The sequence below is a fragment of the Streptomyces sp. A012304 genome (assembly GCF_026008495.1).
Classification (GTDB): Bacteria; Actinomycetota; Actinomycetes; order Streptomycetales; family Streptomycetaceae; genus Streptomyces.
The window spans coordinates 42,808-65,590 of record NZ_BQUN01000228.1 but is presented as its reverse complement, the minus strand read 5'-3'; the positions used below and the strand labels follow the sequence as shown (position 1 = coordinate 65,590).

The 22,783-nt window shown below is 71.8% G+C and carries 20 protein-coding genes; 13 read left to right on the top strand and 7 right to left on the bottom strand.

The window, feature by feature from the left end; genetic code table 11:
- Positions 1–48 precede the first annotated feature (48 nt).
- The 4 genes from ALMP_RS43210 to ALMP_RS43195 are packed head-to-tail and all read left to right on the top strand — an operon-like array spanning position 49 to position 3,408.
- On the top strand, positions 49–1,020 hold the full coding sequence (locus ALMP_RS43210) for an ABC transporter substrate-binding protein (RefSeq protein WP_264937543.1): 972 nt from the start codon (positions 49–51) through the stop codon (positions 1,018–1,020).
- A complete protein-coding gene (locus tag ALMP_RS43205; protein ID WP_264937542.1) occupies positions 1,017–1,790 on the top strand; it encodes an ABC transporter permease in 774 nt (257 codons plus the stop codon). The genes ALMP_RS43210 and ALMP_RS43205 overlap by 4 nt, the downstream gene beginning before the upstream one ends.
- The gene (locus ALMP_RS43200; RefSeq protein WP_264937541.1) at positions 1,787–2,566 is read left to right on the top strand and encodes an ABC transporter permease; all 780 of its coding nucleotides are present in this window, start codon (positions 1,787–1,789) and stop codon (positions 2,564–2,566) included. The genes ALMP_RS43205 and ALMP_RS43200 overlap by 4 nt, the downstream gene beginning before the upstream one ends.
- A gap of 29 nt (positions 2,567–2,595) precedes the next feature.
- Positions 2,596–3,408, top strand: a complete 813-nt coding sequence (locus ALMP_RS43195; protein WP_264937540.1) for an ABC transporter ATP-binding protein — start codon at positions 2,596–2,598, stop codon at positions 3,406–3,408.
- Between the two features lie 60 nt (positions 3,409–3,468).
- Here ALMP_RS43195 and ALMP_RS43190 read toward each other — a convergent pair whose 3' ends face one another.
- Positions 3,469–4,134: a hypothetical protein gene (locus tag ALMP_RS43190; protein WP_264937539.1), complete on the bottom strand. Its 666-nt coding sequence runs from the start codon at positions 4,132–4,134 to the stop codon at positions 3,469–3,471.
- A gap of 227 nt (positions 4,135–4,361) precedes the next feature.
- On the opposite strand from ALMP_RS43190, the gene ALMP_RS43185 reads away from it, so the two are divergent.
- From ALMP_RS43185 to ALMP_RS43175, 3 genes are all read left to right on the top strand, one after another.
- Positions 4,362–5,012: a helix-turn-helix transcriptional regulator gene (locus ALMP_RS43185; protein ID WP_264937538.1), complete on the top strand. Its 651-nt coding sequence runs from the start codon at positions 4,362–4,364 to the stop codon at positions 5,010–5,012.
- A gap of 32 nt (positions 5,013–5,044) precedes the next feature.
- On the top strand, positions 5,045–5,587 hold the full coding sequence (locus ALMP_RS43180) for a toxin-antitoxin system, toxin component (RefSeq protein ID WP_264937716.1): 543 nt from the start codon (positions 5,045–5,047) through the stop codon (positions 5,585–5,587).
- A gap of 302 nt (positions 5,588–5,889) precedes the next feature.
- Positions 5,890–6,129 (top strand): hypothetical protein, encoded by a 240-nt coding sequence (locus tag ALMP_RS43175; RefSeq protein WP_264937537.1) that lies wholly within the window; start codon positions 5,890–5,892, stop codon positions 6,127–6,129.
- 158 nt (positions 6,130–6,287) lie between these two features.
- On the opposite strand, the gene ALMP_RS43170 is transcribed toward ALMP_RS43175, so the two are convergent.
- Together ALMP_RS43170 and ALMP_RS43165 are read right to left on the bottom strand one after the other, a co-directional pair.
- Positions 6,288–6,977, bottom strand: a complete 690-nt coding sequence (locus tag ALMP_RS43170) for a 4'-phosphopantetheinyl transferase (protein ID WP_264937536.1) — start codon at positions 6,975–6,977, stop codon at positions 6,288–6,290.
- Positions 6,974–7,834 (bottom strand): metallophosphoesterase, encoded by an 861-nt coding sequence (locus ALMP_RS43165; protein WP_264937535.1) that lies wholly within the window; start codon positions 7,832–7,834, stop codon positions 6,974–6,976. The genes ALMP_RS43170 and ALMP_RS43165 overlap by 4 nt, the downstream gene beginning before the upstream one ends.
- Positions 7,835–8,153: 319 nt before the next feature.
- Here ALMP_RS43165 and ALMP_RS43160 point away from each other — a divergent pair, with 319 nt between their 5' ends.
- A complete protein-coding gene (locus ALMP_RS43160; RefSeq protein ID WP_264937534.1) occupies positions 8,154–9,284 on the top strand; it encodes an ATP-grasp domain-containing protein in 1,131 nt (376 codons plus the stop codon).
- Between the two features lie 389 nt (positions 9,285–9,673).
- Here the strand turns inward: ALMP_RS43160 and ALMP_RS43155 are convergent, their stop codons facing one another.
- From ALMP_RS43155 to ALMP_RS43140, 4 genes are all read right to left on the bottom strand, one after another.
- Positions 9,674–10,924: an alpha-L-fucosidase gene (locus tag ALMP_RS43155; protein WP_264937533.1), complete on the bottom strand. Its 1,251-nt coding sequence runs from the start codon at positions 10,922–10,924 to the stop codon at positions 9,674–9,676.
- 86 nt (positions 10,925–11,010) lie between these two features.
- Complete coding sequence (locus tag ALMP_RS43150) at positions 11,011–14,067, bottom strand: glycoside hydrolase family 38 C-terminal domain-containing protein (RefSeq protein WP_264937532.1); 3,057 nt, start codon at positions 14,065–14,067, stop codon at positions 11,011–11,013.
- Between the two features lie 70 nt (positions 14,068–14,137).
- Entirely contained in the window at positions 14,138–15,475 is a 1,338-nt protein-coding gene (locus ALMP_RS43145; protein ID WP_264937531.1) for a 6-phospho-beta-glucosidase, read from the bottom strand.
- Positions 15,472–16,236, bottom strand: a complete 765-nt coding sequence (locus tag ALMP_RS43140) for a DeoR/GlpR family DNA-binding transcription regulator (RefSeq protein WP_264937530.1) — start codon at positions 16,234–16,236, stop codon at positions 15,472–15,474. Before ALMP_RS43140 ends, ALMP_RS43145 begins: the two co-directional genes overlap by 4 nt.
- Before the next feature lie 214 nt (positions 16,237–16,450).
- Between ALMP_RS43140 and ALMP_RS43135 the strand changes: the two genes are divergently transcribed.
- The 5 genes from ALMP_RS43135 to ALMP_RS43115 form a co-directional block, all read left to right on the top strand.
- Positions 16,451–17,470: a carbohydrate kinase family protein gene (locus ALMP_RS43135; RefSeq protein WP_264937529.1), complete on the top strand. Its 1,020-nt coding sequence runs from the start codon at positions 16,451–16,453 to the stop codon at positions 17,468–17,470.
- Between the two features lie 90 nt (positions 17,471–17,560).
- Complete coding sequence (locus ALMP_RS43130) at positions 17,561–18,847, top strand: ABC transporter substrate-binding protein (RefSeq protein ID WP_264937528.1); 1,287 nt, start codon at positions 17,561–17,563, stop codon at positions 18,845–18,847.
- A complete protein-coding gene (locus ALMP_RS43125) occupies positions 18,847–19,812 on the top strand; it encodes a carbohydrate ABC transporter permease (RefSeq protein WP_264937527.1) in 966 nt (321 codons plus the stop codon). Before ALMP_RS43130 ends, ALMP_RS43125 begins: the two co-directional genes overlap by 1 nt.
- Positions 19,813–19,823: 11 nt before the next feature.
- Complete coding sequence (locus ALMP_RS43120; protein ID WP_264937526.1) at positions 19,824–20,660, top strand: carbohydrate ABC transporter permease; 837 nt, start codon at positions 19,824–19,826, stop codon at positions 20,658–20,660.
- Positions 20,657–22,783 (top strand): glycoside hydrolase family 2 TIM barrel-domain containing protein (locus ALMP_RS43115; RefSeq protein ID WP_264937525.1); only part of this gene is annotated, 2,127 nt, incomplete at its 3' end. The genes ALMP_RS43120 and ALMP_RS43115, both read left to right, overlap by 4 nt.

Here is a 22,783-nt window from a genome sequence, read left to right as displayed (position 1 = left end):
GAGGTGCGCACAGCCTGTCGGAAAACCGTTGTCTGCACAGGGGGAGCCATGCGTCGTCTGCTCGCCGGTCTCGCGGCCGGCGCCTTCCTGCTCACCACGGCGGCCTGTGACTCGTCCGACGACTCCGGTTCGTCGGGCTCGGGCACGTCGTCCGGGGGCACCACCACCGTCAAGCTCGGGCTGATTCCCATCGTCGACGTCGCACCCGTCTACCTGGGTGTGCGGAAGGGCTTCTACGCCAAGCACGGCCTGAAACTGTCGATCAGTACCGCGCAGGGCGGCGCGGCGATCGTGCCGGGCGTGGTCAGCGGTCAGTTCCAGTTCGGCTTCAGCAACACCACCTCCCTGATGGTCGCCTTGTCGAACGGCGTTCCCGTGGAGACCGTCTCCAACGGCATCGCGTCGACGGGCGTCCAGGGCAGGGACTTCGCGGCGCTCACGGTGAAGAGGGGCAGCCCCGTCAAGTCCGCCAAGGACCTGGAGGGCAAGAAGGTCGCCATCAACACCCTGAAGAACATCAACGAGACGGCCGTACGCGCCTCCGTGCGCAAGGCGGGCGGCGACCCGGACAAGGTGCGGTTCGTCGAGCTGCCCTTCGACCAGATGCCCGCCGCTCTCGACAGCGGGCGGATCGACGCGGCGATGGTGGTCGAGCCCGCCCTCGCCACCGTCAAGTCCCAGGGAGGCGTGGAGATCGCCTCACCGATGGTCGACGTCTCCCCGGACCTCACCGTCGCCATGTACTTCACCTCCACGCGGTACGCCCAGCAGAACCCGGACGTGGTGAAGAGGTTCCGGCAGGCCACGGCGGAATCCCTCACCTACGCCGACGCGCACCCGGACGAGGCCCGCGAGGTCGTCACCACGTACACCAAGATCCCGGCCTCGCTGCTGAAGCGGGTGACGCTGCCCAAGTGGCCCGCCGAGGCGAACGAGTCGTCCATCGTGGACCTGATGAAACTCGGCTACGCGGACGGTCTGTTCAAGACCGGCCCCGACATGAGCAAGCTGATGCCGTGAGGGGCGAGAACGCCGCACTCGGCGCGGCCGGGCTCGCGGCCTTCCTCGCCCTCGGCGAGGCGGTGCCGCGGCTCGGCCTGGTCGAGGAGGCCTACTTCCCGCCGACGAGCCGCATCGCCGACGCCCTCGGCGCCGAACTCACCGACGGCGCCTTCTGGACGGCCCTCGGCGACACCCTCACCGGCTGGGCGATCGGCCTCGCGATCGCGGTCGGCGCGGGCGTCGTGGCCGGCGTGACGATCTCCGTCGTCCCCCATCTGCGCGAGGCGACGGCCTCCACGATCGAGTTCCTGCGCCCCATCCCCTCGGTCGCCCTGATCCCCCTCGCGGTCCTCCTCCACGGCACCGGACTCCGCTCCGTCCTGCTGCTCGTCGTCTACGCCTCCTTCTGGCAGGTCCTCGTCCAGGTCGTGTACGGCGTCCAGGACGTCGACCCGGTCGCGGAGGAGACGGCCCGCTCCTACGGCCTCGGCCCCTGGGCGCGGATCCGGCACGTGCTGTGGCCGACCGCGCTGCCGTACGTGATGACCGGTGTGCGGCTCGCGGCGGCGGTCGCGCTGATCCTTGCCGTCACCGCCGAACTCGTCATCGGGGCACCGGGGTTGGGCGCGCGTATCGCCGTCGCGCAGGCCTCGCAGGCGGTGCCCGAGATGTACGCGCTGATCGTGGTCGCCGGACTGCTCGGCCTGCTGATCAACGTCGGGGCGCGGACGGTGGAGCGGCGGGCGCTGGCCTGGCACCAGTCGGTGCGCGGGGAGGTGGCGGTGTGAGGCGCGCCCTGCTGCGGCTGGGACACGTGCTCGCCCTGCCGGCCGTGCTGGTCGCGGTGTGGTGGGTGGCGTCCGACGACAGTACGGACGTGTACTGGCCGCCCCTGCGGACGATCCTGGAGACCTTCCCTGACGTGTGGACGGTCGACCGGCTGCGCGCGGACGTGCTGCCGAGCGTGCTGCGCCTGACGGGCGGGTACGCCCTGGCGGCCGTCGTCGGGATCGCGTGCGGCACGCTCATCGGCTCCTCCCGGCGGGTGCGGGCCGTGTGCGAGCCGGTGCTGGAGTTCCTGCGGGCGGTGCCGCCGCCCGTGCTGGTGCCGGTCGTCATGCTGTTCGCGGGCATCGGCGACACCATGAAGGTCGTGGTGATCGCGGCCGGATGCGTGTGGCCGGTCCTGCTCAACACCGTCGAGGGCGTGCGGTCGGTGGACCCGGTGATGGCGGACACCGCCCGCTCCTACGGCATCACGGGCGTGGCGCGGATCAGGGGCCTGGTGCTGCCCGCGGCGAGCCCGCGGATCTTCGCGGGCCTGCGTCAGGCGCTGTCCATCGGGATCATCCTGATGGTGATCAGCGAGATGTTCGCCGCGAGCAACGGGCTGGGCTTCACCATCGTGCAGTTCCAACGCGGCTTCGCCATCCCCGGCATGTGGACCGGGATCCTCGTCCTCGGTCTGCTGGGCTTCGTCCTGTCGGTCCTCTTCCAACTGGTCGAGCGGCGGGTGCTCGGCTGGTACCACGGTCTGCGCGCCTCCACCCGGCGGCCCGGGTGACGTCTGCGAACGGTTCGAAAGGGCGGGTCATGCTCGACGTACGCGGCTTGAAGAAGGTCTACGAGGGGTCCGGGCGTCGGGTGGAGGCGGTGCGCGACCTCACCTTCACCGTCGAGGCCGGCGAACTGGTCTGTCTGGTCGGCCCGTCCGGCTGCGGCAAGACGACCCTGCTGCGGTGCGTGGGCGGCCTGCTGGCCCCGACCTCAGGCGAGGTCCTGCTGGAGGGCCGGAAGGTGACGGGCCCGCCGCCCGGCATGGCGTTCGTGTTCCAGGAGTACGGCCGGAGCCTGTTCCCCTGGATGCGGGTCGGCGCGAACGTCGAGCTCCCCCTCAGGCAGAAGAAGTTGAGCAAGCGGCGGCGGCGGGAGCTGGTCACCGACGCGTTGGAGTCGGTCGGTCTCGCGGACGCCGTCTCCGCGTACCCGTGGCAGCTCTCGGGCGGCATGCAGCAGCGGGTGGCGATCGCGCGGGCGCTCGCCCACGAGCCCCGCGTCCTGCTGATGGACGAGCCGTTCGCCGCCGTGGACGCCCAGACCCGCGCCGACCTGGAGGACCTGGTCCGCGGCCTGTGGCGGGAGCGCGGGATCACCGTGCTGTTCGTCACCCACGACATCGACGAGGCCGTCTACCTGGGCGAACGGGTCGTCGTCCTGTCCGCCTCACCGACCGTCGTGCGGGAGCAGCTGAAGATCGACCTGCCGCCGGAGCGCGACCAGCTGCACACCCGGGTCGCCCCGCGCTTCGCCGAGCTGCGCACGCAGGTGTACGAGCAGATCCAGGCGGCGAAGCGCGGCACACCCCGGCAACCGGTCCCGGCGGACACGCCTGACCCGCTGAGGTGAACGAGCGGTCGCGGCCGGCCCGGGCGCCGTCGGCGACCTGAACGCCGGCGGTGCCCGGGGTCAGGCCTCGGGGGCGGGGACGACACTGAGGTGGCCCGCGGCGCGGCGCGGACGGCGGGCCCGGCGGGGCGCGGACGCCGGGGTCTCGCGCAGCACCAGCGTCAGCCGCGTGTACCCCAGCTCGCGCAGGTTCCTCGGGGTCTCGACGACGACACGGCACTCGACGGAGCCCCGGCGCGGGTCGGGGTGGAGCAGCGGCCGCACCGCGCCGTCGTGCTCGACGGCCTCCGCGCCGACCGCGCGGATCCAGTGCGGCAGGCCCTGCCGGTAGGCGGCCTCCATCAGGGGGTCCTGGGCGATCTCGCGGCGGATCGCCTGGAGCCCGGCGTCGTGGCCGTGCCGTTCGACGGCGGCCGCGAAGCAGGCCAGCATCGGCAGGCACCAGCTGGACTCGTGGTCACCGAGCACCGACGAGGCGTCGGGGTGGAAGAGGACGAACCTCAGGAAGTTGTCGCCCGGCAGCGCCGTCGGGTGGGGGCCGACACCCCGGAAGAGTGTCTCGAACGCGCTGTTGGCCAGAACGACGTCCCAGCGGTGGTCCATCACGACGGACGGGAACGTCACGGCCTCCAGGTACGCCGCGTAGTCCTGGAGATAGGCCCGGGCCTCGGCGGTGCCGGGGACGGGCCGCGGCACCGACCGCTGCCCACCTGCCTGATATGCCATCGGGAGGTCACCCCTCTTGCCTCTGCGGCCCGTCGCGGGGCCCCGATCCTGCTGCCCCGATGCTCAGCGTGTCAACTATCGTGGCATTCCGCGCTCGTTGACAGCTGAAATTGGCCACAGTTGTGGCGAGACCTGGATGTGAGTTCGAAAGACCCGCTAGTCTCCGGGCAGTTCACGGCGATTCCTGTGCCTGTGAGAGGGTCGTGAGAGACGTAGGAGACCTGTCGGTGACGGATGGCTTCGAGGTTCCGGGCGCCCCGGCGACGATGCTGCTGTCGGCCGTCGTCGCCCGTGTCACCGCACTCGCCGACCGGCTCGGCGTGCCGCACACGGAGGTCTTCGACACCGGACGGCTGTCCGTCGCCTCCGGCGTCCCGGAACCCGTGGTCAAGGCCCTGCTGAGCGGCCGGGCCGCCGGCGAACCGGACGTGCAGGCCCGGTTCCTGCAACGTCTGGACCTGCTGCGCCGCACCCGTCTGAAGCCCAACGGCCGCAAGTACACCCAGCAGGAGATCGCCGACGGCGCCGGCATGTCCCGGCAGCAGGCGGGCGCCCTCATCAACGGCGACCGCCGTCCCACGATGGAACACTGCGACGCCCTCCAGCGCTTCTTCCGCGTGCACGCCGGCTTCCTCACCGCCGAGGACCCCGAGGCCGTCGCGGGCGCCCTCCAGCGCACCGAGCAGGAGCTGCTGCAGAAGCTCGCCGCGCGGGAGGCGGCCGCGGCCGCCGACGACCCGCTGGAGCGGCTGCTCCAGGACCACGGCGTGCGCGGCATCGCCTGGCGGGCCGCGCAGCTGCCCACCGACCAGCACCGCGACAAGGTCGCCGAGTGGCTGGACATGCTCCTGGAGAGCGTGAAGCGGCCCGAGTCGTGATCCGGGGGAGAACTGTGGGCATCGCCAAGGACATGCGCCGTCTGTGCGGCGAGCTGGTCGCGGAACTGACCCTCCCGGCCCCCGCCGCGCCGACCGACCTGTACGCCGCGCTGTGCGACGGCATGAGCAGGCGCCGGGGCCGCCCGGTCCTCTTCCGTACGGCCGCGTTCCCGCCCGGCACCGCGAGCGGGCTGTGGCTCGACATGGCCGACCAGGACCTGGTGGTCATCGAGGAACGCACCGCGCCCGATCATCAGTTGGTGATCCTCGGCCACGAGCTGTGGCACATGAAGGCGGGGCACTGCGGCCACCACGTCGAGGGCGCCGCCGTCGCGGCCCGGCTGCTGCACGACGGGGCGGACCTCCAGGAGACGATCCACAAGGTGGCCGCCCGCACCCGTTTCGACCAGGCCGACGAGCGGGACGCCGAGAGCTTCGGCCTGCTGCTGGCCAGCAAGTGCCGTGCGTGGCTCGCGGGTTCGTCGCAGCGGGGGCGCGGGCAGCGCGACCACCTGGCGGGCCGTATCGAGGTGTCCCTGGGATACCTGGGGCCGCAGGACCGCGGCGGCGCCTGAGCGGGCCGGCACCGGGCCCGGGCCGGCCGTCCGGGGGCGCGCCCGCAGCCGTGCACGACGCGGTGGCGCCTGCCGTCACCCGGTCCGCCGACGCTCCTTCGAAAGCCCTTACCACCAGCGTGGGGACGGTTTCCGGCGGGCGGTCGCGACCAGGTTCCGCCTCCGCTAAGCGGGCGAACCGAGGTGGAGCGCGGCCGGATTGTCAGTGGTGCGCGGCAAGCTGGGGGGTGCGCCGCCGCACGGGTGGCGTACGCGCCGTCGGGGCGCGGGGGAGACGACGCCGAAACGGGGAGAGCCGACCGATGCCCACCGCCGTACTGACCGACCGTGAGCGCACCGCCGTCCAGGCCTATCTGCGGCTGTTGCACACCGTCCGAGCCGCCTTCGGGGACGAGGCAGCCGGCCCTCCGCACGACCGGCGTGCCCCGGTCGTCCCGCCGAGCGTCCTGGCCGAGGCGGAGCGGGCCCTGGCGGACGCGGGGCTCGCGGGCAACGAGGAGGAGTTCTTCCGGCTGCTGCACCTGTGGTGCCCGGAGCGGTGACGGGCCCGGGCCTACGGGGCCTCAGGCCCGCACGGGCCCCTGCGGCGCGGGGCACCCGGCACGGGCGGTGAGCGGTCGCCGCCTACACACCGGTCGTCGCGCGCTCACCGGTCGCCGCCCACACACCGGTCGCGGCGCGCTCACCGGTCGCCGCGCGCTCACCCGTGCGGCACCACGACCGCCGTCGCGACCAGCCCCCGGCCGACGATCCAGCGGCCGTCGAAGTGCCCGACCTCGCGGCCGCCGACCACCGGCCCGGGGACGAGGAGCCGGGCGCGGAATCCGCCCAGCGCGCCGTCGGCGGGGCCGGCGTCGATGTCGATGTCGGCCTCGCCGAAGTCCAGCCACTTCCGGGTGAGGGGGAACCACGCCTTGTAGACGGACTCCTTGGCGCTGAACAGCAGCCGGTCCCAGTGCACCTCGGGACGGTCCTCGGCCAGCCGGCGCAGCCGCTCCTCCTCCGCGGGCAGCGCGACGGCCGGCAGCACGCCCTCCGGGAGCGGCGCGTGGGGTTCGGCGTCGATGCCGAGGGAGGCCAGGTCGTCGGCCCGGACCAGGGCGGCGGCGCCGTAGCCGTCGCAGTGGGTCATGCTGCCGGCCAGGCCCTCCGGCCACCGCGGCGCGCCGCGCTCACCGGGCAGCACCGGCTGCGGGGGCACCCCGAGCTTCTCCATCGCGCGACGGGCGCAGGAGCGTACGACGGTGAACTCGCGGCGGCGCTTGGCGACGGCACGTGCCACCAGCGCCTCCTCCTCGGGGTACAGCGGTCCGTCGCCGAACGCGCGCACGCCGTCCTCGCCGTGCGCCTCCACGGCGACGACCGTCTCCGGCAGCAGCTCCTCGATCACGCGGTGTCGTCCTCCGTCGGCAGGATGCGGCGCAGACGGCCCGGCGGCCGCTCCCGTCTGCGCCACTCGCGGGGGTAGCCCACGGACACCTCTTCGAAGCGGACGCCCTCATGGAAGGTGGTCCGTGGGATGTGCAGATGGCCGTAGACCATGGCGGCGACGCGGAACCGGCGGTGCCAGTCCGCGGTCAGCCCGGTGCCGCACCACATGGCGAACTCGGGGTACCACAGGATGTCCATGGGGTGGCGGTGCAGCGGGTAGTGGTTGACCAGGACCGTGGGCAGGTGGTCGGGGATCTCGGCGAGCCGGCGCTCGGTCTCGGCGACGCGGGCCCGGCACCAGTCCTCGCGGGTCGGGTACGGGTCGGGGTGCAGCAGGAACTCGTCGTTGCACACGATGCCCGTGCCGTGCGCGTAGGCCAGGCCCTCGTCCTTGGTGGCGCAGCCGGCCGGCAGGAAGGAGTAGTCGTACAGCAGGAACAGGGGTGCGACGGCGACCGGGCCGCCGGGTCCCTCCCACACCGGGTAGGGGTCCTCGGGGGTCGTCACGCCCAGCTCGCGGCAGACCTCGACGAGGTGCTCGTAGCGGGCGACGCCGCGCAGGGTGACGACGTCCTTGGGGTGGGTCCACAGCTCGTGGTTGCCGGGCGCCCAGATGACCTTGCGGAAGCGGCTCGCGAGGGTCTTCAGCGCCCAGCGGATGTCCGCGACGCTCTCCGAGACGTCACCGGCGACCAGCAGCCAGTCGTCGTCCGATTCCGGGGCCATGCGTTCGACCAGCGCCCGGTTCTCGGCATAGCCGATGTGCAGATCGCTGATGGCCAGCAGCTGTCCGGCACCACCGGCCGTCGTTGTCACCTTCCGCCCCCCGCTCCACACGCACCACTGAACGAGCACACCCGAACGGCACCACGAGAACACATTCACGCGGGCGGGACAAGGACGCGCCGCACCAGGTGGCACGAAGGTGCCCTTACCCGACTCCGGGACCTACGTGAACATGATCGGAAAATCCGTAACACGCGCGTTGCACGCGGCACCCTCGGGAAGCCGTATGATCGCCCCAACACCTCCGCCATGAACCCGCTTCCGCGCCGCGCGGTTTGGTGTCCCTCCATTTCCCTGCCCGGGCTCGGGCCTGCTCCGCCCTGCCCGCGAACCGTGAAAGGCGGCCTGCATGGTCTCTCGCGTACGCGTCTGGCTCAACCGCACGTACGCGGAGAACGTGTTCTTCATGGATCAGCTGCGACGAAATCCGAACGACCGGGCCGTCGAGATCCATGCCACGCACGGTGACGCGGACTCCCCCGTGCTGGCCGCCGCCGACACCGCCGACCTGGAGCCGGAGGGCCTCTCCCCCGCCGCGTACGTCGAGTACGCCCTCGACCAGTGCCAGCGCCGCGGTATCGACGTGTTCGTGCCCCGGCTGCACCAGTCGGCGATCGTCGCGCACCGCGCCGACTTCGCCGCGATCGGCACGGCGCTGCTGGCGCCGCCGCCGGAGGCGGTGGCCGTCTTCCACGACAAGGTGATCGCCTACGAGGCGGTCCAGGCGATCGGCGTGCCCGTGCCGCCGTGGCGGCGGGTGCGGACGGCGGACGAACTCGTCGCGGCCGTCGATGAGTTGGAGGCCGACGGGCACAAGGCGTGCTTCAAGCCCGCGTCCGGCGCGGGCGGGGTGGGCTTCCGGGTGATCACGCGCGCCCCCTTCTCCCTCATGCACCTGAGCGGCTTCCCGACGCCCTACGTCCAGCTGGACCTGGTCGTGGAGGCGCTGAAGCAGGCCGACGAGCCCGTGGACTGGCTGGTGATGCCCCGTCTGGAGCAGCCGGAGGTGTCCGTGGACTGCCTCACCGGGCCCGACAACCTCGTCCGGCTCGCCATCGGCCGCACCAAGAACGGCCGCCGGCGGGGCTTCACCCTCCAGGACCAGTGGCTGGAGCCGGCCCGCCGGATCGCCGAGGGCTTCGGGCTGCACTACCTGTCCAACATCCAGTTCCGGATGTTCGGCGAGCGGCCGGTCCTGATGGACGTCAACACGCGTCCCGCCGGAGGGCTGCACCAGCTGTCGCTGTGCGGGGTGAACGCGCCGTGGGCGGCCGTGCAGCTGGCCCTCGGCGAGGACCCGGGCGAGATCGTGCCGCCGTTCCTCGGCCAGGACTACACGGTGGTGTCGGGGCCGCGGCAGCTGCGCCCGGTGTCGCTGCCGCAGCAGCGGCTGGAGGAGACCGAGACCCTGCTGCCGGCGGTGCCCGCCCCGGTCGAGCCCGTGCAGACGACCACCGCGGCCGAGGCGCTGCCGCTGTAGGGCTGTCCGAGCCCGCCCAGGAAGGCCCGCTCCCCCCGGATCCGGATCCGGGGGGAAATTTTTTTCGCCGGGGGTGTATCAGGGCCGCGTCCGCGTGCTCTTAAGGGTGAAGGGCCACGGGGGAAGGACCGGCCCTCGGGGGAAACGCAGGGAAGAACGGGGGACCCACGGGGGACACCCGGAGGAGAAGCGCGGGGAGCGAACGGGGGAACCACGGGGCCACGGGGGAAACCCACGGGGGAACAGGGGAAGCACCACCAGGGAAAGCCGGGGATCGGGGGATCCTCGGTGGCACGGGGGATCGGGTCGGTCGGTCGCTGTCACGGGGAGCGACCGGCCGACCCGAACGTGTTCCCCGGGTACGGGACGTCGCCTCGGGCGGCCCGCCGTCAGAAGCGGCCCGAGCCCCGGTACAGCTCCAGCTCCCCCTCCAGTTCCACCGCGATCACCGTGGCGTGCGGGTCGAGGTCGGCCGCGGCCGGCGGGTCGATCCACAGCACCCCCGGCGCCTCGTGCAGGCCGCCGACGACCCGGTGACCCAGCTCCGTGCCGCTGCCCAGCACCGTCGCCCGGCGCACCTTGCCGAGCAGCCCGCGCACACCGAACGGGGCACGCGGCGCGTCGTACAGGGTCAGGTACAGGGTGCGGCGGTCCGGGGAGAGCGTGCTCGGCCCGTGGTGGTGCCCGGCGGGCAGCCCCCGGACGGTCCCGTACACCGCCTCCGCGTGCCGGGTGATCCAGTCGCCGAGCCCTTCGAGCCGCTCCGCCTGCTCCTCGGGGATCGTCCCGTCCTCCCGGGGGCCGACGCTGAGCAGCAGGTTGCCCCCGCCGCCGATGGTCTCCGCGAAGTAGCGGACGAGCTGATCGACCGACTTGTGGTTGTGGTCGTGGTGCTGGAAGCCCCAGGAGTCGTTGATGGTCAGGCACAGCTCCCAGGGGCCCTCCGGCGGGACGACGGGAGCGCCCTGCTCGGGGGTCGCGTAGTCGCCCTCGCCGAGCATGCGGGCGTTGAAGACGCAGTCGGGCACGTAGGAGCGGATCAGCGCGGCGAGTTCGCGGATGCGCCACTGCTCCTCGCTGCGGTCCCACTCGCCGTCGAACCACATCAGATCGGGCCGGTAGCGGCCGGCGAGTTCGCGGATCTGTCCGTCCCGGTAGGCGAGGAACCGCTCCCAGGCCTGAAGGTCCTCGAACTCGGCGGCCACCTCGGAGTAGCGGTTGTCCTCCAGCTCCGGCGGGCGGCCCGGCTTGCGGGTGGAGGCGTAGTCGGGGTGGTTCCAGTCGGAGTGGGAGTAGTACAGGCCTACCTTCAGCCCTTGCTCGCGCAGGGCGTCGGCATAGCCGGTGATGAGGTCGCGCCCCACGTTGAGGTCGCCGTGGGCGGTGTCCCACAGGGCCACGCCGTCGTGGTGACGGCTGGTGAGGACCGCGTACCTGGCGCCGGCGCGGGCGAACAGGCGCGCCCAGGCCCGCGGGTCGTAGCGCGCCGCGGTGAAGCGGTCGAGCTGGGACATGTACTGGTCGTGCGGCACGATGTCGTCGTAGAACGACCAGGACTCCTGGACTCCGTCGACGGCGTAGATCCCCCAGTGGACGAAGATCCCCAACTTGGCGTCGGTGAACCACGGTTGCATCGGCACGGGTGAACTCCTGCTGGCGCGAGGGGATGCGGGGGGCGGGCGCGGCGTCGGCCCGGGGAAGGTGCCGCGCCCGCCGGGGGCCGGGGTTACCGGCCGGTGGTGGCGCGCTTCAGGCGGAGCGTCAGGATCTGGAAGGGCCGCAGTTCGACGGCGACCGCGTCGGCGCCGTCGGTGGGGGCCGGCTCCTGCGGCCGCTCCAGCAGATCGGTGACCTCGGCCGAGGCGAGCGGGAAGCCGGTGCGCAGCACTCCGCTCGCCCGGCCGCCCCGGCACTCGTAGAGCCGTACGACGACGTCGCCCGAGCCGTCGTCGGCGAGCTTGACCGCCTCGGCGGTCACGCCGTCGCCGTCGACCGACACCACGGGGGCGGGTGCGCCGGCCGCGTCCGCCACACGCAGCGGGAGGTTGAGGGCGTAGCCCTCGGCGACCGCGTCCTCGATGCTCGCGCCGGGCAGCAGCGCGTAGGTGAGGCGGTGCCGGCCCTGGTCGGCCTCGGGGTCGGGCACGCGCGGGGCGCGGACCAGGCTGAGGCGGACGGTGGTGGTCGTCCCGCCGTCCTCGCGGACCGTGCGGGAGACGTCGTGGCCGTACGTCGAGTCGTTGATCACGGCGACGCCGTAGCCGGGTTCGCCGATGTGCACCCAGCGGTGGCCGGAGACCTCGAAGCGGGCCGCCTCCCAGCTGGTGTTGGTGTGGGTGGGTCGCTGGACGTGGCCGAACTGGATCTCGGCGGAGGAGTGCGGGGCGCGGACGTCCACCGGGAAGCCCGCCTTGAGGATCTTCTCCGTCTCGTGCCAGTCGATCTCGGTCTCGAAGTCGACGCGGGGGCTGCCGGCACGCAGGGTGATGGTCTGGGTGATCGTCGAGCCCTTGCCGAAGGCTCGCTCGACGCGGATCGCGCCGACGAGCGGGCCCCGCTCGACGACCGTGATCGCCGTGGCGTCCAGCAGGTCGGTGTAGCGGTTCTTGTAGTGCTTGTCGATGTCCCAGGCGTCCCAGTAGTTCGGGAGGTCGGTGTGCAGGCGCAGCAGGTTGCCCTGGTCGGCGAGGACCTCACGGTCCGCCCGCAGATCGTGAACGGACGACAGTGTGCCGTCGTCGGCCACCTGTACCCGCACCAGCCCGTTGTCCAGGGTCCGCCCGGAGACGGTCACCGGCCGGGCGGGCTCGGCGTCGGTGAGGGGCGCGCTGCCGTTCGCGGGGACCTCGACGTACGCCGGCGCGCCGTCGGGCGTGCGCACGACCTCGGCACGGTCGAACGGGCTGGTGTTGAACACCCGGGGCCCGCCGCCGCCCAGCGCGGCGATCGCCTTCGCCGTCAGCTCCTCCAGTTCCTTCGCCACCCGGGCGTACTCGGCCTCCGCCTCGCGGTGCACCCAGGCGATCGACGAGCCGGGCAGGATGTCGTGGAACTGGTGCAGCAGGACCGTCTTCCACAGCCGGTCCAGCCGCTCGTACGGATAGGCGTAGCCCGGCGCGTGCAGCGCGGCGGTCGTCGCCCACAGCTCCGCCTCGCGCAGCAGGTGTTCGGAGCGGCGGTTGCCCTGCTTGGTGCGGGCCTGGGAGGTGTACGTGGCACGGTGCAGCTCCAGGTAGAGCTCCCCGACCCACACCGGGGCGTCGGGGTACTCCTCGCGTGCCTTGGCGAAGAAGGCGTCCGGGTGCTCGACGACGACCTTGGGCGAGCCCTCCAGGTCGGCGAGCCGGCGGGCGCGCTCCATGATCTCGCGGGTGGGGCCGCCACCGCCGTCGCCCCAGCCGAAGGGGGCCAGGGAGCGGGTGGCGCCGCCCTTCTCGGCGTAGTTGCGCACCGCGCGGGACATCTCCTCGCCGCTGAAGCGGGCGTTGTAGGTGTCGACGGGCGGGAAGTGCGTGAAGATCCGGGTGCCGTCGATGCCCTCCCACCAGAAGGTGTGGTGGGGGAACTTGTTGGTCTGGTTCCAGGAGATCTTCTGGGTGAGGAACCAGTCGTTGCCGGCGAGCTTGGCGAGCTGCGGGTAGGCCGCGTTGTAGCCGAAGGAGTCCGGCAGCCACACGCCCTTGGTCTCGATGCCGAAGTGTTCGATGAAGAACCGCTTGCCGTGGATGAACTGGCGGGCGACGGCCTCGCCGCCGGGCAGGTTGCCGTCGGCCTCCACCCACATGCCGCCGACCGGCGCCCACTGGCCCTTCTTCACCGACTCCTGGATGCGCGCCCACACGTGCGGGTAGTTGTCGCGCACCCACTCGTACTGCTGGGCCTGGGAGCAGGCGAACACGAAGTCGTCGTACTCGTCGGCGAGCGAGGTGACGTTCGAGAAGGTGCGGGAGGTCTTGCGCTTGGTCTCGCGGATCGGCCACAGCCAGGCGGAGTCGATGTGGGCGTGGCCGACGCCGGAGATGATGTGGGCGCTCGCGTTGGCGGGCTTGGACAGCACGGGCCTGAGCGCGGCGCGCACCTCGGCCGCGGAGCCGGAGATGTCGTCCAGGTCGAGCAGGTCCATCGCGCGGTCCAGGGCGTGCATGATCTCGTGCCGGCGCGGGTCGTGCTCGCCCAGCTCCCGCATCAGCTCGCGCAGCACCTGCACGTCCAGGTCGAGGTGCCAGACCTCCTCGTCGAGGACGGCGATGTCGGCGCGGCGGAATGTATACAGTGGGCGGTCGCCTGCCGTCAGTACATCGCCGAGCGGTGTCGGCGCCGCGAAGTCGTTGGCCAGGATGTCGGGGTTGGAGGCGGCTTCGACCAGGTAGTCGACCTGCTCCCCGCCGGCCGCCGGGTTGGCGATGGGCACGTACTGGTTGAGCGGGTTGACGGCCTTCAGCGGGGTGCCGTCCGTCAGGTGGACGAGCGCCTCGGCCTGGTTGCCCGGCCAGTCCCCCACGAAGCCGAGGTCGATGACGGCCTCGACCCGCCGGCCCGCGAACTCGGCGGGTACCCGGCCGCGCATCCGGAACCAGGTCGTGCCCCACGGCGGGCCCCAGGGGGTGTCCATCGCGAAGGGCTCGTACGGGGCGGCGGCCGCCTCCTCGAAGGGGACCGGCTCCCCCGGGGCCTGCCAGGCCTCCACCTCGAAGGGGACGGTGGCCGCGTAGATCGCGGGCTTGATGCGCTGGTTGTGGAGGCGCTCGGCGCGCTCCTCGATCCGGCGGCGTTCGTCGTGCATGGGGAGTCTCCAGGAAACCAGGGAGGCGAGCGGGGCAGGAAGCTCAGAAAGCGCTTGCCGAGGCAGGACGCTACTTAAGGTACGCCAGGCCCGGGTGGGCCTCGGTGTAGCCGTCGACCAGCCGGCGGGCCACGTTCACGGAGTCGACCAGCGGGTGCAGCGCGAAGGCCTTCACTGCCGTCGTCCGGGAGCCGGACTCGGCGGCGGTGAGCACCTCGCGCTCGACCGCCTTGACCGCGCAGACCAGGCCGGTGGCGTGGCCGGGCAGCGGGTCCACGGCGACCGGGTGGGCGCCGTTGGCGTCGACCAGGCACGGGACCTCGATGACGGCCTCGGCGTCCAGGACCGACAGCGTGGTGCGGTTGCGGACGTTGAGGATCAGGGTGGTGCGTTCGTCGCGCGCGATGGCCCGCATCAGGGCGAGGGCGACCTTCTCGTACCCGCCGGAGAGGTCGTCGGCGTCGCGTTCGCCGGCGCCGGCGCTCTCCCGGTTCTCGGCCATGTACGTGGCCTCGCGTTCGGCGCGGGTGCGGTCCCAGGCCGCCAGGGCGGCCGCGCCGGGGTCGCGCATCTCCTCGTAGAAACGGGCCTGCTGGTCGCGCAGGAAGGCGCCGCGGGTCTTCTCGGCCTGCTGGTAGGCGCGGACCGCTTCCCGGTTGAAGTAGTAGTAGTGCAGGTACTCGTTGGGGATCGCGCCCAGGGACTGGAGCCAGTCGGCGCCGAAGAGCTTGCCCTCCTCGAAGGAGCCGAGCAGGTCGGGGTCGGCGAGCAGCCGCGGCAGCTCGTCCCGGCCGGCCACGCGCAGGCCGCGCACCCAGCCGAGGTGGTTCAGGCCGACGTAGTCGATCCACGCCTCCCTCGGGTTCGCGCCGAGCACCCGGGCGATACGGCGGCCGAGGCCGACCGGTGAGTCGCAGATGCCGATGACGCGGTCCCCGAGGTGACGGGACATGGCCTCGGTGACCAGGCCCGCGGGGTTGGTGAAGTTGATGACCCAGGCGTCGGGGGCGAGGCGGGCCACCCGGCGGGCGATGTCGACGGCGACGGGGGTGGTCCGCAGACCGTAGGCGATGCCGCCGGCGCCGACCGTCTCCTGGCCGAGGACGCCCTGGGCGAGGGCGACCCGTTCGTCGTCGGCGCGGCCCTCGAGGCCGCCGACGCGGATCGCGGAGAAGACGAAGTCGGCGCCGCGCAGGGCCTCGTCGAGGTCGGTGGTGGCGGTGACGGTGGGGGCGTCGGACACGGGCGCCGCCTGTTCGGCCAGGACGCGGGTCACCGCGTGCAGCCGGCCGGCGTCCAGATCGTGCAGCACGACCCGCGTGACCCGTCCCTCGCCGCGGTCCGTCAGCAGCGCCCCGTACACGAGCGGCACCCGGAACCCGCCGCCGCCCAGAATCGTCAGCTTCACGCCTGCACCTTTCCTGCCAGTACCACCTCGACGCCCGCCTCCTCCAGGGAGGAGCGGGTGGCCGGGTCGACCGGCGTGTTCGTCACCACCATGTCCAGGTCCTCGGGACCGCAGACCCTCGCCATGCCCGTGCCGGGGAACTTCGCCGCGTCGGCGAGCAGGACGACCTTGTCACTGGCCTTGATCATGGCGCGTTTGACCGGCACCTCGACGACGGTCGTGTCCATCACCTGCCCGCCCGGGCGCACTCCACTGGTGCCGAGGAAGAGCCAGTCCGCGTGGAGCTGGCGCAGGTTGTCCTCGGTGAGGAAGCCGACCAGGGAGCGGTACTCACGGCGGACCATGCCGCCGAGCAGCACCAGCTCGATGCCCTCGTCGTCGGCGAGCTCCTCGTAGACCACCAGGTTGCTGGTGATCACGGTGAGCCGGCGGCCGTGCAGCTGGCGGGCCAGCCGGTAGGCGGTGGTGCCGATGTCGAGGAGGACGGACTGGCCGTCGGCGACCATGGCCGCCGCGCGGGCCGCTATCGCGTCCTTCTCCGGCACGCGCACCTCGGCGACCTCGGCGAAGGGCTGGTCGCCCTCCTCCACGACCGCGCCGCCGTGCACCCGCGTCAGCAGCCCGTCCTCCTCGAGCTTGACCAGGTCACGCCTGATCGTGGCGGGGCTCACGCCCAGCTGCTCGGAGAGATCGGTCACGGCCGCGGGACCGCCGGAGCGCAGGGCCCGCAGGATGAGTTGGTGTCGTCGTTCTGCCAGCACGCCGTGAACACTACTCGTCATCTTCGATCATTTCCATGCTCACTTCTGCTCGGGTATTGACCAATCTCCCGGAGCGGCGCACGATTCCGGTCACGAAATGAAGAGTTTTGACGAGCTCCCCGCGCGGCCCGACCGACCCCCCGCGCGAACCGGCCGGCTCGGGCGACCCGCTCGGCACCGGCGACCCGACCGATGCGACGGAGAGGACGTTCCCGTGGACGACGACCGGCCCGATGTGCTGCTGACCGGGCTGCTCTTCTACGACCTCGTCCTCACCGGGCTGGGCAGGCCGCCGACACCGGGCGAGGAGATCTGGACCCGCGGCATGGGCTGCGGCCCCGGCGGCATCGCCAACCTCGCGGTCGCCGCCTCCCGCCTCGGCCTGCGGACCTCGCTGGCCACGGTCTTCGGCGACGACTTCTACGGCGCCCACTGCCAGGAGGTCATCGCCGGTCTGGAAGGCGTCGACCTCTCGCTCTCCCGTGTCGCGGACGGCTGGCCCACCCCGGTCACCGTCTCCCTCGCCTACGGCCAGGACCGGGCGCTGGTCACCCACGGCCAGGAACCGCCGTACTCCCAGGACACCCTGATGGGCGACCCGCCCGAGGCGCGTACGGCGCTGGTGCACCTGGAGGCGGAGCCGCGCGCCTGGCTCGCCAAGGCCGCCGCGAACGGCACGCTGATCTACGCCGACGTCGGCTGGGACCCCACCCAGGAGTGGTCCCGCGACCTGCTCGACCAGCTGGCCCTGTGCCACGCCTTCCTGCCCAACGAGGCCGAGGCGATGGCCTACACCCGGACCGACTCGGCGGTGGCGGCCCTCGGCACCCTCTCCGAGCTGGTCCCGGTGGCCGTGGTGACCCGCGGCGGCGACGGCGCGCTCGCCGTCGACCAGATCACCGGCGAGTACGCGCAGGTCCCGGCCCTCGGTGTCGACGTCCTGGACGCGACCGGCGCGGGGGACGTCTTCGGCGCGAGCTTCGTCGCGGCCTCGCTCGGCGGCTGGCCGCTCCAGGAGCGGCTGCGGTTCGCCGTGCTCGCCGCCGGGCTGTCCGTCACCCGGCCCGGCGGGGCGCTCGCCGCTCCGGGCTGGTACGGCGTCGACCGCTGGTGGCGCTCGCTGACCGACCCGGAGCTGAAACGGGCGTACGGCTTCCTCGCCGAGCGCCTGCCGGCCGATCCCGGCCCGCCCGTCGCGTACGCGCCGGTCACCCCGCCCGTCCCGCGGCACTGACCCCTCTCCCCCACCTTCCCCCCTCGCTTCCCCCCTCGCTTCCCCTCGTCCCTGCGAAGTCCCGAACAGATCCGAAAGGCGGTGGGAGCTGTGCGGCTCTCACGAAGAGGCCTGCTGCGCGCGGGCCTGGCCGGTACGGCCGCCACGGCGCTCGGCGGCCTGGCGTCCGGCTGTGCCGTTCCGACCGGCTCGACCGGCCGGAACATGGTCCTGTGGTACTGGAGCGGCGGCCTGAGCGACACGGTCGTGAAGAACGCCGAGGCCCGCTACGGCAGCACGGTCGACCTGAAGGCCATCCAGATCGGCGGCTACTACCGGTCGAAGCTGATCACCACGATGGCCGGGCGCGCCCACATCCCCGACATCGCGGGCCTCAAGGGCGAGGACATGGCGTCCTACCTGCCCAACGCCGACCAGTTCGTCGATCTGCGCACACTCGGCGCCGACAAGTACAAGGACCAGTACCTGTCGTGGAAGTGGGACCAGGGCATCGCCGACGACGGCTCGATGGTCGGCTTCCCGATCGACTGCGGGCCGGTCGCGCACTTCTACCAGTACGCCGTGTTCCGCGAGGCGGGCCTTCCGTACGAGCCCGACGACGTGTCGAAGGAGCTGAACACCTGGGAGAAGTTCTTCGCGGCGGGTGAGCGGCTGAAGCAGCGCATACCCGGGACGTTCCTGCTCACCGATGTCAACGCCGTCTTCGAGAACGCCGTGAACCAGGGCAGCGAGCGGTACGTCGACAAGGACCGCAACTTCATCGGCGACCAGGAGCACGTCCGGAGCGCCTGGGCCCTCGCGGTGGAGGCCAAGCGGCGCGGCATCGTCTCCAGCATCGTCAACGGCACTCCCGACCAGCAGTCGGCCATCGAGGGCGGCAAGCTGCCCAGCCAGCTCGGCGCCTCGTGGGCCACCGGCGACCTGAAGAACGGCCTGCCGAAGACCAAGGGCCGGTGGCGGGTGGCCCAGATGCCCGTGCGGCCCTCCAACAACGGCGGTTCGTTCCTGTCGATCACCAAGGCGTGCCGGGAACCCGAGCGGGCCTTCGAGATCATCACCTGGGTGCTGAACGCGGACAACCAGGCACAGGGCTTCGTCGACGCGGGCCTGTTCCCCTCCACGCCCGCCTCGTACGGCTCGAAGAAGCTCCAGGAGCCGGACCCCTTCTTCGGCGGCCAGGTCACGATGGACGTCTTCGGGCCCGCCGCGCAGAAGATCGCGGTCGCCTACAACAGCCCCTACGACGTGGCGCTGGGCCAGCCCGTCAAGGACGAGATCAAGAACGTCGGTGTCCTCGGCAAGGATCCGAAGAAGGCCTGGGAGGACGCCATGAGCAAGTGCCGGCGCATCGCGAAGCACCTGGGGGTGAGCTACTGATGGCCGCTGTCCCCGCACTGGAGAAGCCCCCGGTGACCGTGGCGGACGTGCCCGCCGCGCGGCCGAGGAAGGGCCTGCGCCCGTACTGGCACCTCTACGCCGCGATCTCCCCCTTCTACCTCCTCTTCCTCGCCTTCGGCCTGATCCCCGTCGGCTTCTCGCTCTACCTGTCCTTCCACCGCTGGGACGGCCTCGGCTCGATGGAGTGGGCCGGTCTGTCGCAGTACCAGTACCTGCTGAGCGACAGCGACTTCTGGCAGTCGATCGGGAACACGATCCTCATCTGGGCGCTGGCCACCTTCCCCATGATCTTCCTGGCGATGGTGACGGCCGTGATGCTCAACTCGGCGGTCCGCTTCAAGAACCTCTACCGGTTCGCCTACTTCCTGCCGAACGTCACCTCGGTCGTGGCGATCGCGATCGTCTTCGGGTCGATCTTCTCCACCAACTTCGGCCTGGTGAACGCCCTGTTGCAGGCCGTGGGCCTGGACCAGGTGGCGTGGCTGAACACGCCTTGGGGCATCAAGGCCGCCATCGCCACCCTGATGACCTGGCAGTGGACCGGCTACAACGCGATCATCTTCCTCGCCGGCCTCCAGACCATCCCGGGCGATCTGTACGAGGCGGCGCGCATCGACGGCGCCGGGCCCGTGCAGACGTTCTTCCGGGTGACCCTGCCCCTGCTGCGGCCGACGCTGCTGTTCGTGCTCGTCGTCTCGACGGTCACCGGACTGCAGAGCTTCTCCGAGCCACAGGTGCTGCTGCAGACGACGGCCAACGAGTCGACGTTCTCGGGCGGCCCCGACCACGCCGGCCGGACCATGGTCCTCTACTTCTTCCAGCAGACCTTCGACAACAACGACTTCGGCTACGGCGCCGCCGTGGCGTGGGGCATCTTCCTCGTCGTCGTCCTCTTCTCGATCATCAACTGGCGCCTGCTCCAGCGCCGGGGCGAAGAACAGTGAGGCCGGTCACCATGGCATCCATCAAGGGTTCTGCAAGGCGGGGCGTCGCCCTGCACGCGGCGCTGATCGTCGGCCTGCTGCTGTCGGCCTTCCCGTTCTACTGGGCCGTGATCATGTCGACGCACTCGTCGTCGGAGATCTTCTCCTACCCGCCGAAGCTGCTGCCGGGCTCGCACTTCCTGGAGAACGTGCGCAACCTGCTCGACACGATCGACTTCTTCGGGTCGATGTGGAACTCGCTGCTGGTCGCGACGACGGTGACCTTCCTGGTGCTGTTCTTCGACTCGCTGGCGGCCTTCGTGTTCGCCAAGTTCCGGTTCCCGGGCAGGAAGGCGCTGTTCGCGCTGCTCATGCTGATCTTCATGGTGCCGGCCCAGCTGGCGGCGATCCCGCAGTTCGTGATCATGGCGAAGATCGGCTGGATCGGCTCGATGACCGCGCTGATCGTCCCGGCGGCGGCCAACGCGTTCGGCATCTTCTGGATGCGTCAGTACATGAGGAGCGCGATCCCCGACGAACTCCTCGACGCCTCCCGCATCGACGGGGCGAACTTCATGCGCCAGTACTGGCACGTGGCCCTCCCGGTGGTCCGGCCGGGCCTGGCCTTCCTCGGCATCTTCACCTTCATGGGCCAGTGGAACGACTACGCCTGGCCGCTGATCGCCCTCACCAACCCCGACAACGTCACCCTCCAGGTGGCGCTGTCGCAGCTCAACGGCACCCACGGCACCACGGACTACGGCATGGTCATGACCGGCGCGCTCCTCGCCCTGGTCCCGCTGCTGATCGTGTTCGCGATCGGCGCCCGCCAGATCATCGGGGATCTCGCCAAGGGAGCCGTCAAGTGACGGATCCGCTGCTGTCGCTCCGCCCCTGGGAGGCACCCGAGGTGACCTCCCGGGGGCGGCTGCCCATGAACGCCGTCGACCGGCGGGCGGCCGCCCTCGTGCTGGACGGCACCTGGCACTTCCAGCTGCTGCCGTCCCCCGACACCCCGGTCGGCCCCGAGTGGTCGACGCAGACCGTGCCGGGCGTGTGGACCATGCAGGACACCGACGACCTGCCGGTCTACCTCAACGTCCGGATGCCGTTCCCCGACGTGCCGCCCGCGGTGCCGGCCGCCAACCCGACGGGCGTGTACGAGCGGACGGTGGAGGTGCCCGCCGAGTGGGCCGGGCGCCGGATCGTGCTCCAGGTGGGGGCCGCCGAGAGCGTGCTGCTGGTGCACGTGGACGGGCGGCCCGTCGGCGTGTCCAAGGACTCCCACCTGGCCGCCGAGTTCGACCTGACCGAGGTGGTGCGCCCCGGCGGGCGGGCCCTGGTCCGGCTCACCGTCGTCAAGTGGTCGGACGCCTCGCACATCGAGGACCAGGACCACTGGTGGCACGGCGGGATCACCCGCTCGGTGCTGCTGTACGCCACCGATCCGCTGCACCTGGCCGATGTGACCGTACGGGCGCGCCGGGACGGGGAGCTGCGGGTGGACTGCCGGGTGCGGGACGCCCGTGGCACGCTGCCGCACGGCTGGTACGTCAGCGGGGAGCTGGACGGGCTGCCGCTGGAACGGGACGCCGAGTTCGACCGGGTCAACGCCGCGGACGAGCGGGTCTCGGCGTTCCTCGGCGAGGCACGGCTGTACACGCGCGTGCCCCTGGTGCGCCCGTGGAGCGCCGAGACGCCCGAGCTGTACGGCCTGACCGTGCGCCTGCACCGCGCCGACGGCGCGGTCGCCGACACCTCCCGCCACCGGATCGGCTTCCGCGACGTGGCGATCGTCGGGCGGGACCTGCTGGTCAACGGCGAGCGGGTGTTCATCCGGGGCGTCAACCGGCACGACTTCCACCCGCTGACCGGCCGTACGGTGTCGTACGACGACATGCGCGCCGACCTGGTGCTGCTGAAGCGGTTCGGTTTCAACGCGATCCGCACCGCGCACTACCCGAACGACCCGGCGCTGTACGACCTCGCCGACGAGCTCGGTCTCTACGTCGTCGACGAGGCGGACATCGAGTCCCACGACCACGCCCATGAGATCGCCGACGACCCGCGCTATCTGAACGCCTTCGTGGACCGCGTCTCGCGCATGGTGCTGCGCGACAAGAATCACCCCTCGGTGATCGTCTGGTCGCTGGGCAACGAGTCGGACTACGGCGCGAACCACGACGCGGCGGCCGGCTGGGCGCGCCGGCACGATCCGACCCGGCCGATCCAGTACGAGGGCGCGGCCAAGCGCGGCTGGGCGGACCCGGACGTGGCCTCCGACATCGCCTGCCCGATGTACGCGCCGCTGGAGGAGTGCGTGGCGCACGCGCTGTCGGGGCGGCAGACCAAGCCGCTCATCCAGTGCGAGTACTCGCACGCGATGGGCAACAGCAACGGCACGCTGGCCGACCACTGGGCCGCCATCGAGGCCACCCCGGGTCTTCAGGGCGGGTTCATCTGGGAGTTCTGGGACCACGGGATCCTCCAGCGTGTGAACGACGGAAGACCGGCCGGGCGTGGGGGCGCCGGGCTCTACGACAACGGCGTCACCGCACCCGGCCACCGCTGGGCGTACGGCGGTGACTTCGGCGAGAGCGACCACGACGGCGCGTTCATCGCGGACGGCGTGGTCTTCCCGGACCGCACGCCCAAGCCGGTCCTGTACGAGCACCGGGAGCTGGCGGCGCCGGTGCGCCTGAAGTGCTTCCGGCACGAGGGGCTCGTCCTCTCCAACCACCAGCACTTCCGCGGCCTGGAGTGGCTCGCGGCGGAGTGGGAGCTGTCCCTCGCGGACGGCGGCACGCTCACCGCGCCCGCCGACCTGCCGGAGCTGCGGCCCGGCGGGACCGCGGTGGTGCCGCTGCCGTTCGAGCTGCCCCGTGACGGCGGCGAGGCGTGGCTGACGCTGCGGGTGCGCACGGCCGAGGACCTGCCGTGGGCGCCGCGCGGTACGCGGGTGTGCGCGCCGCAGCTGCGGCTGCGGGCGGCC